Annotated in this window: 14 protein-coding genes and 1 pseudogene; 2 read left to right on the top strand and 13 right to left on the bottom strand. The window is 67.9% G+C overall.

The window, feature by feature from the left end; genetic code table 11:
• Positions 1-27 precede the first annotated feature (27 nt).
• Positions 28-639: an aminotransferase class I/II-fold pyridoxal phosphate-dependent enzyme gene (locus M5C96_RS05035; protein WP_272567601.1), complete on the bottom strand. Its 612-nt coding sequence runs from the start codon at positions 637-639 to the stop codon at positions 28-30.
• Positions 640-723: 84 nt separating this feature from the next.
• On the opposite strand from M5C96_RS05035, the gene M5C96_RS05030 reads away from it, so the two are divergent.
• Positions 724-1,818 (top strand): IS630 family transposase, encoded by a 1,095-nt coding sequence (locus M5C96_RS05030; protein WP_272563777.1) that lies wholly within the window; start codon positions 724-726, stop codon positions 1,816-1,818.
• On the opposite strand, the pseudogene M5C96_RS05025 reads toward M5C96_RS05030, so the two are convergent.
• Positions 1,810-2,640: pseudogene (locus M5C96_RS05025) on the bottom strand (aminotransferase-like domain-containing protein); the annotation flags it as partial. The gene M5C96_RS05030 and the pseudogene M5C96_RS05025 overlap by 9 nt on opposite strands.
• 152 nt (positions 2,641-2,792) lie before the next feature.
• On the opposite strand from M5C96_RS05025, the gene M5C96_RS05020 reads away from it, so the two are divergent.
• The gene (locus M5C96_RS05020) at positions 2,793-3,161 is read left to right on the top strand and encodes a DUF2917 domain-containing protein (RefSeq protein ID WP_272567600.1); all 369 of its coding nucleotides are present in this window, start codon (positions 2,793-2,795) and stop codon (positions 3,159-3,161) included.
• Here M5C96_RS05020 and hisD read toward each other — a convergent pair whose 3' ends face one another.
• From hisD to mlaD, 11 genes are all read right to left on the bottom strand, one after another.
• A complete protein-coding gene (hisD, locus tag M5C96_RS05015) occupies positions 3,162-4,475 on the bottom strand; it encodes a histidinol dehydrogenase (RefSeq protein WP_272567599.1) in 1,314 nt (437 codons plus the stop codon).
• Between the two features lie 45 nt (positions 4,476-4,520).
• On the bottom strand, positions 4,521-4,874 hold the full coding sequence (locus M5C96_RS05010) for a hypothetical protein (protein ID WP_272567598.1): 354 nt from the start codon (positions 4,872-4,874) through the stop codon (positions 4,521-4,523).
• 116 nt (positions 4,875-4,990) lie between these two features.
• Entirely contained in the window at positions 4,991-5,635 is a 645-nt protein-coding gene (hisG, locus tag M5C96_RS05005; protein ID WP_442867359.1) for an ATP phosphoribosyltransferase, read from the bottom strand.
• Between the two features lie 70 nt (positions 5,636-5,705).
• Positions 5,706-6,989 (bottom strand): UDP-N-acetylglucosamine 1-carboxyvinyltransferase, encoded by a 1,284-nt coding sequence (gene murA / locus M5C96_RS05000; protein ID WP_272567595.1) that lies wholly within the window; start codon positions 6,987-6,989, stop codon positions 5,706-5,708.
• Between the two features lie 94 nt (positions 6,990-7,083).
• Complete coding sequence (locus tag M5C96_RS04995; protein ID WP_272567594.1) at positions 7,084-7,326, bottom strand: BolA family protein; 243 nt, start codon at positions 7,324-7,326, stop codon at positions 7,084-7,086.
• 37 nt (positions 7,327-7,363) lie between these two features.
• Positions 7,364-8,119: an ABC transporter permease gene (locus M5C96_RS04990; protein ID WP_272567593.1), complete on the bottom strand. Its 756-nt coding sequence runs from the start codon at positions 8,117-8,119 to the stop codon at positions 7,364-7,366.
• Positions 8,116-9,105 carry an ABC transporter ATP-binding protein gene (locus M5C96_RS04985; RefSeq protein ID WP_272567592.1) on the bottom strand — a complete coding sequence of 330 codons (990 nt, stop codon included), beginning with the start codon at positions 9,103-9,105 and terminating at the stop codon, positions 8,116-8,118. The genes M5C96_RS04990 and M5C96_RS04985 overlap by 4 nt, the downstream gene beginning before the upstream one ends.
• Positions 9,106-9,280: 175 nt before the next feature.
• Positions 9,281-9,550: an STAS domain-containing protein gene (locus M5C96_RS04980; protein ID WP_272567591.1), complete on the bottom strand. Its 270-nt coding sequence runs from the start codon at positions 9,548-9,550 to the stop codon at positions 9,281-9,283.
• A 22-nt stretch (positions 9,551-9,572) separates the two neighbouring features.
• Positions 9,573-10,217 carry an MlaC/ttg2D family ABC transporter substrate-binding protein gene (locus tag M5C96_RS04975; RefSeq protein ID WP_272567589.1) on the bottom strand — a complete coding sequence of 215 codons (645 nt, stop codon included), beginning with the start codon at positions 10,215-10,217 and terminating at the stop codon, positions 9,573-9,575.
• 134 nt (positions 10,218-10,351) lie between these two features.
• Positions 10,352-11,116 carry an MlaA family lipoprotein gene (locus M5C96_RS04970; protein WP_272567588.1) on the bottom strand — a complete coding sequence of 255 codons (765 nt, stop codon included), beginning with the start codon at positions 11,114-11,116 and terminating at the stop codon, positions 10,352-10,354.
• The gene (gene mlaD / locus M5C96_RS04965) at positions 11,113-11,613 is read right to left on the bottom strand and encodes an outer membrane lipid asymmetry maintenance protein MlaD (RefSeq protein WP_272567587.1); all 501 of its coding nucleotides are present in this window, start codon (positions 11,611-11,613) and stop codon (positions 11,113-11,115) included. The genes M5C96_RS04970 and mlaD overlap by 4 nt, the downstream gene beginning before the upstream one ends.
• Between the last annotated feature and the right edge of the window lie 37 nt (positions 11,614-11,650).

The following is an 11,650-nucleotide window of genomic DNA, read 5'->3' as shown; positions in this document are numbered from 1 at the left end:
AAGTTCGTGTGATTTTCCTGTGGGGTTTCAAGCCACACGCATGGCGGCCGACCGCAGCATCCGGGTGGCCGTCTCCCCCACCGTGCGCAGGCCCTGCAGGTGCGCGGGCGTCCAGTCGCCGCCCACGCCGATGCGCAGGCAGTTGCGAAACCGCCCGCTGGCGCTGAACACCGTGCCCGGTGCGATCAGCAGGCCATCGGCCAGGCAGGCCTCGTGCAGCAGCACCGAGTCGAGGGCGCGCGGCAGTTCCAGCCACAACAGCAGGCCGCCCGGGGGATCGCTGACGCGCGTGCCTGGCGGAAAATGCGCGGCGATCACACCGCGCACCGCGTCCATGCGGGCCGCGACCGCCGCGCGCAACTGCCGCATCGATGCCGCATGGCCGGCCTGCGTGATGAGGTCGGCCAGCGCCAGTTCCAGCACCGCCGACTGCCCGCCGGCCTGCAGATCCTTGATGGCGCGCATCGCCTGGCTCCAGCGGCCCGCCTCCACCCAGCCCAGGCGCAGGCCCGGCGCCAAAGTCTTGGAAAACGAATCGCACAGCATGACGTGGCCGGTGGTGTCGTACGACTTGACCGTGCGGCGGAGGTCGTCCACTTCCACGAGGTCGTTGTAGATCGCGTCCTCGATCACGGCCATGCCGTGGCGCGCGGCTAGTGTCCTGTCCCGTTAATTCGCAGGCACGATAGCTGCATGGTTTCGGGCCATCCTTGAGGTGCCGCCATGCCCAATGCAACGACCCGAACAGAAATTGCGCTTAGTGAAGTGGAGCGCGCGGAACTGACGTCCATGGCGCGATCACGTTCGCTGCCAGCGGCGTTGTCGCTCAGGGCGCGCATCGTGCTGACTTGCGAAGGCACAGATAAAGCCAGCACCGCGGTTGCGCAGGCTCTGGGGATCAGTCGTAGCACTGTCACCAAGTGGCGCGGGCGCTATGCGCGCCATCGCATTGCAGGGCTTTACGACGAGTTGCGCCCGGGTCGCCCCCGCACGGTAGATGACGAGCGTGTTGCTGAGTTGATTACCAAGACGTTGCACACCAAGCCTGCTGATGGGGGTACCCACTGGAGCACCCGCACGCTGGCCGCCGATACGGGCATCAGCAAGAGCACGGTGGCGCGCTATCTGCAGACCTTCAACCTCAAGCCGCACCGGGCCGACAGCTTCAAGCTGTCGACCGATCCGCTGTTCATCGAGAAGCTGCGCGACGTTGTGGGGCTGTACCTGAACCCACCTGACAACGCGCTGGTGCTGTGCGTGGACGAGAAGAGCCAATGCCAAGCTTTGGAGCGTACGCAGCCGATGCTGCCAATGGGGTTTGGCTATGTCGAAGGTGTCACGCACGACTACGTGCGCCACGGCACCACCACCTTGTTCGCGGCCCTGAACGTGATGAATGGCCAAGTGATCGCGCAGTGCCGGCCCCGGCATCGTCATCAAGAGTTCCTTGCCTTCCTGCGCGCCATCGACAAGGCAGTGCCCGACGAACTGGATGTGCACTGCATAGCTGATAACTACGCCAGCCACAAGCATCCAAAGGTGCGCGCTTGGTTGGCCGAGCGGCCTCGCTGGCACATGCACTTCGTTCCGACCTATTCAAGCTGGCTCAATCAGGTCGAGCGCTTCTTCTCGATCATCACCACGCGGGCAATCCGCCGTGGCTCGTTCACCAGCGTGAAGGATCTGATCAACAAGATCGACACATTCATCGCGAATTACAACCAGTCCTGCCAGCCGTTTACTTGGACAGCTACAGCAGACTCCATCCTCGAAAAACTCGCCAGACTATGCGGGCGAATTAACGGGACAGGACACTAGGTGCGCCAGGCGCCGCCGCTCGGCCTGCGGCATGCAGCTGCCCAGCGGATTGCTGAGCGTGGGCACCACCATCACGGCCTTGACGGGCTGCGTCTCCAGCGCCAGCTGCAGCGCGTCCAGCGACAGGCCGTGGCGCGGGTGGGTGGGGATTTCGAGCGCGCGCAGGTGCAACCCCTGCAGCACTTCCAGAAACGAGAAATGCGTGGGCGACTCCAGTGCCACGATGTCGCCGGGCCGCGTGACCGCCCGCAGGCACAGCACGATGCTGTCCATGCAGCCCCCGGTGATCACGATGTTCTCGGGGTCGAGGCTGCAGCCCAGCCCCACGGCATAGCGGGCGAGCGCGCGGCGCGCCTCCTCGTGGCCGGACGAGGACGGATAGGTGCACAGCAGGTGGCGGTGGCGCTGCGCCGCGCGGGTGACGGCGCGCCGCACCCGGTCGGGGTTGAAGAGTTCGGGCCCGGGCGTGCCGCTGCTGTAGGACACCATGTCGGCCGGCTGATCGCGCCCCAGGATGCGCTGGCCCAGCCAGTCCACCGAAACCTCGCGCGCACGGCGCATCGGGCGTGGCGTGGTCGGCTCGGGCAGGCTGGCGGGGCGCGCCGCGACGAAGAAGCCCGAGCGCGGGCGCGCGGTGATGAGGCGCGCATCCTCCAGCCAGTGGTAGGCCTGCACCACAATGCTCTGCGCCACCGCCCGCTGGCGGGCCAGCTCGCGCACCGACGGCAGTTTTTCGCCCCGTGCCAGCGTGCCGTTGCGCACCAGCTCGGCCAGTTGCGCCGCGATCTGCAGATAAAGGGGCGTGGTGTCGGCGGCGTCCATCGTGCGATTCTGTACTGCCCAGCAATGGATGCAGCAGTACAGATGGGTGCCAACCGGTACCACACAGATGGCCCTGCGGCGCATCTGCACTGGCCGACATGGCGGGCGACTGTGGCTGGTGCGTCCCGGCGCGCGCCCGCACAGTCGATCCCATGAACTCCCTGACGCACCCCACCCCGGCCGCCCTGCCCTCCTTGCCTGCCGCCGCCGGCCCATCGGCCACGCACCGGACCCTGCGGCCGCTCGCACCCGTGCAGACCCTCGCCTGCCCGGCCCATCAGTCCGCCGTGCTGGAGGTACTGCAGGGCTGCGCCTGGGTCACCTGCGATGGCTGTGAGGAAGACTATTTTCTGGCGGCCGGCGAGCGCCTGGACCTGCCCGGCCCCGCCACGCTGCGGGTGAGCGCCGAAGGCACGCAGGCCGCGTGGCTGGCCTGGCGGTGCGGGCCCGCCGCCCATGGCGGCACCCGCGGTGCGCAGGGGCCCGCGCGGGCGGCCCGCGTGGAGCTGGCCCGTGTTTAGTTAGGGCTTGATGCGCATCTCGGCCGCCCGCGCGTGGGCCTGAAGGCCCTCGCCGTAGGCCAGTTCGGCGGCGATCTTGCCCAGCGTCTGCGCACCGGCCTCGCTCACCTCGATGAGGCTGCTGCGCTTTTGGAAGTCGTACACGCCCAGCGGCGACGAGAAGCGGGCCGTGCCGCTGGTGGGCAGCACGTGGTTGGGGCCGGCGCAGTAGTCGCCCAGCGATTCGCTGGTGTAGGCCCCGAGAAAGATCGCCCCGGCGTGCCGCAGCAGCGGCTCCCAGCGGTGGGGCTCGCGGCTCGAGACCTCCAGGTGCTCGGGCGCGATGCGGTTGCTGATGGCGCAGGCCTCTTCCATATCGCGGGTGAGGATCAGCGCGCCGCGGCCGGTGAGGCTCTTGGCGATGATTTCGGCGCGGGGCATGGTGGGCAGCAGCCGGTCGATGGCGGCCTGCACCGCGTCGATGTAGGCGGCGTCGGGGCTCAGCAGGATGGACTGCGCGAGTTCATCGTGCTCGGCCTGGCTGAACAGGTCCATGGCCACCCAGTCGGGCGGTGTGGAGCCGTCGGCCAGCACCAGGATTTCGCTCGGGCCGGCGATCATGTCGATGCCCACGGTGCCGAACACGCGCTTCTTGGCGCTCGCCACATAGGCATTGCCGGGCCCTGTGATCTTGTCCACCTTCGGAACCGTGGCCGTCCCGTAGGCCAGTGCGGCCACGGCCTGCGCGCCCCCCAAGGTGAAGGCGCGGGTCACGCCGGCCACGTGGGCGGCGGCCAGCACCAGCGGGTTGCGCGCGCCCTGCGGTGTGGGCACCACCATGATGATCTCGCCCACGCCCGCCACGTGCGCGGGAATGGCGTTCATCAGCACGCTCGAAGGGTACGCGGCCTTGCCGCCGGGCACGTAGATGCCCACGCGGTCGAGCGGCGTGACCTTCTGGCCCAGCAGCGTGCCGTCCTCGTCGCGGTAGCTCCAGCTTTCGCCGCTGGCCTTGCGCTGCGCCTCGTGGTAGCGGCGCACGCGCGCAGCGGCGGCCTCCAGGGCCTCGCGCTGCGCGGCGGGAATGGCCTCGAAGGCGGCTTTCAGTTCGTCCTGCGACAGCTCCAGCCCGGCCATGGAATCGGCCTGCAGGCCGTCGAAGCGGCGGGTGTATTCCAGCACGGCCGCGTCGCCGCGGGCCTGCACGTCGGCCAGGATGTCGGCCACGCGCTGCTCGATGGCGGCATCGGTCTCGGCGGACCAATGCAGGCGGTCCCGGAACGCGGCCTCGAAATCGGCGCTATCGGTACGCAAACGAACAGGCGTGGCTTTCATGGCTTTTCTATCTCTATCGCGAAGGGGAAGAAGGGGCTGCCGGGCTCATTCGGTCTCTGCCGACACGTCGCCCGTCTTGCGGTTGTACTTGAGCGTGATCTTGTCGAGTTCGCAGAGGTTGAGACCCTCCCACTCGACTTCCGAGGCGTCGTCGGTGAACACGACCTTGATGTCCTGGATGCAGTGCTTGGTGTCGCCGAACTTGAACTTGCGCGAGGCGCCGTTCACCAGCTGGTTGCGGCCCAGGCGGTCGCTGCCCCACTTGTCCATCTTGGTGGGCGAAATATAGACCTCGTTGAGCGCATAGCCGGTGCGATTGACCAGCGTGAAGTCGGCATCGGCGGCAAACGAGGCGCCGCTCAGCGCCAGACAGCCCAGCACCAGGATTTTCTTGAACATGGAACACCTCAGATTTTTGAAACACAAGATGCATCGAGAAACAATTTTCCCGAAGCAGCCCGGATTCTGCCGTGTCCTGGCCGGCGTGGGCTGCGATCTGAGGCGCCCGCGCAACGTCAGCCGCCGGCGGGGATGACCGACGCGAACGCGTCGATGATGCGGCGCAGCGGCGCCTGCTTGAGCTTGAGCGCCGCCTGGTTCACCACCAGGTGCGAGCTGATGTCCATGATCCGCTCCACCTCCACCAGGTGGTTGGCCCGCAGCGTGTTGCCCGTGGACACCAGATCGACGATGGCATCGGCCAGCCCCGTGAGCGGCGCCAGCTCCATGCTGCCGTAGAGCTTGATCATGTCCACGTGCACGCCCTTGGTCGCGAAGAAATCGCGCGCGATGGCGGTGTACTTGGTCGCCACCCGCAGGCGCGAGCCCTGCTGCACCGCGCGGACGTAGTCGAAGTCGTCCCGCACCGCCACGCTCACCCGGCACTTAGCGATCTGCAGATCCAGCGGCTGGTACAGCCCCTGGCCGCCGTGCTCGATGAGCGTGTCCTTGCCCGTCACGCCCAGGTCGGCGCCGCCGTACTGCACGTAGGTCGGCACATCGGAGGCGCGCACCAGCACCACGCGCACGTCGGGCTGGTTGGTAGTCAGGATGAGCTTGCGCGACTTCTCGGGGTCGTCCAGCACCGCGATGCCGGCGGCGGCCAGCATGGGCAGGGCTTCGTCGAAGATGCGGCCCTTGGACAGGGCAAGAGTGATCATGGTCATAGGGGTGAAGAAAAAAGGAACCAGGCCGCCACGCGCCAGGGAACCGGGGGGCGGCGACAGCGGCTCACGCCGCCCTCTCGATGTCGGCCCCGAGGCCGCGCAGCTTGGCTTCCATGCAGTCGTAGCCGCGGTCCAGGTGGTAGATGCGGTCCACCACGGTCGCGCCGTCCGCCACCAGGCCGGCGATGACGAGGCTGGCCGAGGCGCGCAGGTCGGTGGCCATCACCGTGGCGCCGGACAGGCGCACGGCCGTGCTGCCCAGGCCCTCGATCACCGCGACCTTGCCGTCGGTCTGGATCCTGGCGCCCAGGCGCGCCAGCTCGTCCACGTGCATGAAGCGGTTTTCGAAGATGGTCTCGGTGACCGTGGACGTGCCCTGCGCCACCACGTTCAGCGCCATGAACTGCGCCTGCATGTCGGTGGGAAAGCCGGGGTACTCGGTGGTGCGAAAGCCCTGCGCCCGCAATTGCGCGGCGCCCGGGCTCTTGACGCGGATGCCGTCCGGCTCGGCCTGCACCTGCACGCCGGCCTCGCGCAGCTTCTCGATCACGGCGTCCAGGTGGTCGGCGCGGCCGTGGCGCAGCAGGGCCTCGCCGCCCGTGGCCGCCACGGCACACAGGAAGGTGCCGGCCTCGATGCGGTCGGCCACCACGCGGTGCGTGGCGCCGTGCAGGCGCTCCACGCCCTGGATGCGGATGCGGCTGGTGCCGTGGCCTTCGATCCGGGCGCCCATGGCGATCAGCATCTCGGCCAGGTCGGAAATCTCGGGCTCCTGCGCGGCGTTCTCCAGCACTGTCTCGCCCTCGGCCAGCGTGGCGGCCATGAGGAAGTTCTCGGTGCCGGTGACGGTGACCATGTCGGTGGTGATGCGCGCGCCCTTCAGGCGCGTGGCGCCCGCCGGCAGCCTGGCGATCATGTAGCCGTGCTCCACCAGGATCTCGGCGCCCATGGCGGTCAGGCCCTTGATGTGCTGGTCCACGGGGCGCGAGCCGATGGCGCAGCCGCCCGGCAGCGACACGGTCGCCTCGCCGAAGCGCGCCAGCAGCGGCCCCAGGGCCAGCACCGAGGCGCGCATGGTCTTGACCAGTTCGTAGGGCGCCTCGGGCGTGGAGAGCGCGCCCGCATCGATGCGCACCGTGCCGTCCGGCGAGCGCTCGGCCGCCACGCCCATGTTGCGGATGAGCTTGAGCATGGTCGCCACGTCCTGCAACTGGGGCACGTTCAGCAGCGTGACGGGCTCGGCCGTGAGCAGCGCAGCGCACAGCTCGGGCAGGGCGGCGTTCTTGGCGCCGGAAACCAGCACCTCGCCATGCAGCGCGCGGCCGCCGCGAATCAGGAGTTTGTCCATGGCATCGAGCCCGGTGTTTCAGTCAAAAGTGCCACCAGTGCAATCAACACTATGGCATATAGCTATCAAAAAGTGAGCATCCGCCCGCAGGCCATCAGGCGCCCTGCGCGGCCCACTCGGCGGGCGTGAAGGTCTTCATGGACAGCGCATGCACCTCGTCGGTCTGCATGCGGGTGCCCAGCGTGGCATAGACGCGCTGGTGGCGCTGGATGGCACGCTTGCCCTCGAACTCGGCCGAGACGATGGTGGCGTACCAGTGCCGTCCGTCGCCTTCCAGCGCGAGGTGCTCGCAAGGCAGGCCGGCGGCGATGAGGTCTTTGAGTTGGTCGGCGGTCATGGATGGGCTCGGGGGTCGTGGGTGCGTCGTCGCGTCGTCAATTGCGAATCTTGTAGCCGGTGCGCAGCAGGTGCACCGCCAGCGCGCTGACCAGCAGCCAGGCGATGCCCACGATGCCCAGGCTCAGCCACGGCGACGTGTCGCTCTGGCCGAAGAAGCCGTAGCGAAAGCCGTCGATCATGTAGAAGAACGGGTTCAGGTGGCTCACCGTCTGCCAGAACGGCGGCAGCGACTGGATGGAATAGAACACGCCCGACAGGAACGTCATGGGCACGATCACGAAGTTCTGGAACGCCGCCATCTGGTCGAACTTGTCGGCCCACAGCCCGGCGATCAGCCCCAGCGTGGACAGCAGCGCCGCGCCCAGCAGGGCGAACGCCAGGATCCACAGCGGCGCGGCGAAATCCGGCCGCGCGAACGCCAGCGTCACCACGAACACGCCCAGCCCCACGACCAGCCCGCGCACGATGGACGAGCCCACGTAGGCCACGAACCAGGCCCAGTGCGACAGCGGCGTGAGCAGCACGAACACCAGGCTGCCCATGATCTTGCTCTGCACCAGGCTGGAGGAGCTGTTGGCGAAGGCGTTCTGCAGGATGCTCATCATCACCAGACCGGGAATCAGGAAGGCGGTGTAGCTGATGCGGTCGTACACCTTCACGTGGTCTTCCAGCACGTGGCCGAAGATCAGCAGGTACAGCACGGCCGTGAGCACGGGCGCGGCCACGGTCTGGAAGCTCACCTTCCAGAACCGAAGCACCTCTTTGTAGAACAGGGTCTGCCAGCCGGTCATAGGCGCACCCCGCCTTCGGCCGTGGCCTCGGGTCCTTCGGGCGGCGCGGGCTCGCGCGCCGGGTCGGGGTAGCTGCTTTGCGCCATCACGTTGAGGAACACATCCTCCAGATCGGCCTTGCGGATCTCCACGTCGTGCACCGAGACGCCTGCGGCGCGCAGCGCAGCCAGATGGCGCTCGATGTCCTGCGCGTCCTGCGCTGGCAGTTGCACCACGCGGCCGGTCACCCGGGCCATGGCCGCCACGGCGGGCGGCAGGGCGTCGTCGGTCTTGAAACGCATGACGTTCGTGGAGGCGCCCTGCAGCAGTTCGGACGTGGTGGACAGCGCCACCACCTTTCCGCCTTGCGGGCCACGCTTGAGCATGGCGATGCGGTTGCACAGCGCCTCGGCCTCTTCCAGGTAATGGGTGGTGAGCAGCACCGTGTGGCCTTCCTTGTTCAGGCGCGCGACGAAGTGCCACAGCGTCTGGCGCAGCTCGACGTCCACGCCCGCCGTGGGCTCGTCGAGCACGATGATCGGCGGCTTGTGCACCAGGGCCTGGGCCACCAGCACGCGGCGCTTCATGCCGCCCGAGAGCTGGCGCATGTTGGAGCCGGCCTTATCGGCCAGGCCCAGGTTTTCCAGCAGCTCGTCGATCCAGGCCTCGTTGTTCTTCACGCCGAAGTAGCCGGACTGGATGCGCAGCGCCTCGCGCACGTTGAAGAACGGGTCGAACACCAGCTCCTGCGGCACCACGCCCAGCTTGCGGCGGGCGGCGGCGAAATCGGCCTGCACATCGCTGCCCTGCACGCGCACGTGGCCGCTGGTGGCACGGGCGAGGCCGGCGAGGATGCTGATGAGGGTGGTCTTGCCCGCGCCGTTCGGCCCGAGCAGGCCGAAGAACTCGCCCTCCTCGATGTCCAGGCTGACGTTGTCGAGCGCCTGGAAAGGGCCTTTGGGCGTGGAATAGGTTTTGGAGACGGACTGGAAGGAGACTGCGGGCATGGGAGCCGGTGATTTTACGGCGTGCCGGCAACCGGTGCCCGCGCAAGGCGATGGGAAAGCAAAAGAGCGATGGCCGGCGACTCGCGCCCGCACCGGGCAACGGGCAAACCGGGCGGTGTGGCAGCCAGTCAGCGGACGGGCCGGGCACCCCGTGCAGCCGCCGCGCCCGGAGGGCTCAGGCGGCCGGCAGCAACTCGCCCACGCCGTACAGGCCGGCGAGCTTTTGCAGCCCGTCCGGCAGCGACTTCACCTCGAACCGCTTGCCTTCCAGCAGCGCGGCGCGGCGGCAGCCCAGCAGCACCGCCAGCGCCGACGAGTCGAACGTGGTCAGCGCGCTGGCATCCACCACCAGCAGCTCGTCGCGGTTGGCCTTGAGCCCCTGCAGCAGCATGCGCAAGCTCGCATTGGCCTGGGCATGGGTCAGTTCCGAAGGAAGCACCAGCATCGCGATCGGCTCCGGCGAACGGTCAGCCGCCCTTGGCGGCGTTGGCCTTGTTGCGGGCCACCAGCGACTCGATCAGGCCGTCCACGCCCTTGGCGTTGATCTCCTGCGCGAACTGGCCGCGGTAGGTTTCCACCAGCCACACGCCGAGCACGTTCAGGTTGTAGATCTTCCAGCCGGCGCCGTCGCCGGGCGTCTTCTCCAGGCGGTAGTCGAGCTGGATCGGGTCGCCGCGGCCCTGGATCTCGGTGCGCACCAGCACGTCCTTGTCGTCGGCGGCCATGCGCAGGGGCTTGACGGTGATGGTCTGGTCGTTCACCTGGCTCAATGCGCCCGAATAGGTGCGCACCAGCAGCGTCTTGAACTCGTCCTGAAGCCGCCTTTGCTGCTCGGGCGTGGCCTGGCGCCAGCCCGGGCCCACGGCCGCGGCGGTCATGCGGCGGAAATTGACGTGCGGCAGGATGGTCTTGTCGACCAGCGCCATGATCTTGTTCACGTCGCCGGCCTTGATGCTCTTGTCGTTGCGGACGGTTTCCAGCACGTCGGCCGACAGGCGCTTGACCAGCGCATCGGGGGCTTCTTCGGCGGCCAGGACGGCCAGCGGAGCGCCGAGCCAAAGCACGGCGGCGGTGCAGAGGGCGGCGTGGCCCAGGGTGCGTCGATTCATCATCAGTGTCGTTCCTTTCTCGGGCACGCCCAGACGGCGTCCCTTCGATTCGTTCATTCTCGGGTCGGGCCGGAGCCCAGATGCGTCGGCCCGGTGCACGGATGCAAGCAACTGCAACCGCGCCGCGCAAAGGCCTCTCAGCGCGCCGGCTCTTCGGGCAGCTTGCCGCCGCCGTCGTCGTATTCTTGCTCGCCGCTGGTGGCCGGCGCGCCGCCTTCCTGGCTGCGAACCTGTAGGAACACATCGCGCGTGAAGCTGTACTTGTCGAGCGCCGCGGTGTCCAGCACCGAGCTGGCACGCAGCAGGTTGGAGCGGATGTTCACCACGCGCAGGGCATACAGCGAATTGCGCGCCGACACCGGGTCCACGTACGAGACGAGGTCGCCCTTGGCATCGACCGGCAGCGCCAGCGTGTCGCGCACGGTGGACGGGCCCAGCAGCGGCAGCACGAGGTACGGGCCGGTGGGGATGCCCCAGTGGCCGAGCGTGAGGCCGAAGTCCTGCTTGGCGCGGTCCACGCCCATTTCGCTGGCCACGTCGAACACGCCCCCTAGGCCGAACACCGTGTTCACGTTGAAGCGCACCAGGCTGTTGAGCGCGCCCTCGCCGCGCAGCTGCAGCAGGTTGTTCACGAACGACCAGGCATCGCCCAGGTTGGAGAAGAAGTTGCTCACGCCGGTGCGCACGGGCGCGGGCGTGATGTCGCGGTAGGCCGTGGCGACCGGCCGCAGGATGATCGAATCGACGTTGTCGTTGAAGTTCGTCATGCTGCGGTTGTAGGGCTCCAGCGGGTCACGCGGGTTGGCCCCGGGGCCGCTGGCGCAGCCCGTCAGGAAGAGCGCGCCCAATGCCAGTGCGCTGCCGTGGGCCAGGGCCCGTTTCATGGTCGTTGTTGTCGTCATTTTTTGCCACCTGTGCTGGAGGAAGGTGCGCTGCTGTTGCCGCCGCCCTCTGCCTTGCCATAGAGAAATTGTCCGATCAGGTTTTCCAGCACCACGGCCGACTGGGTGGAGGAGATCTTGTCGCCTTCGGCCAGATTGGCCTCGTCGGCACCGGCCTGGATGCCGATGTACTGGTCGCCCAGCAGGCCGCTCGTGAGGATCTTGAGCGAGCTGTCCTTGGGGAACGCGTAGCGCTTTTGCAGCTCCAGCGTCACCTTGGCCTGGAAGCTCTTGTCGTCGAAGGTGATGGACTGCACGCGGCCCACCACCACGCCGGCGCTGCGCACCGCCGCCTGGGGCTTCAAGCCGCCGATGTTGTCGAACAGCGCGGTGACCTGGTAGCCGGTCTGGAAGTTCAACTTGAGCAGGTTGGCGGACTGCAAGGCCAGAAAGACCAGCGCCGCGCCGCCCAGCAGGACGAACAGGCCGACCCAGATATCGTTCTTGGAATGCTGCATGTGTGTGTTTCCTAGGGGTTGCGGGCGTGCGGCCCCG

Source organism: Acidovorax sp. GBBC 1281, assembly GCF_028473645.1.
GTDB lineage: Bacteria > Pseudomonadota > Gammaproteobacteria > Burkholderiales > Burkholderiaceae_C > Paracidovorax.
This window is presented reverse-complemented; position numbering and strand designations above follow the sequence as displayed.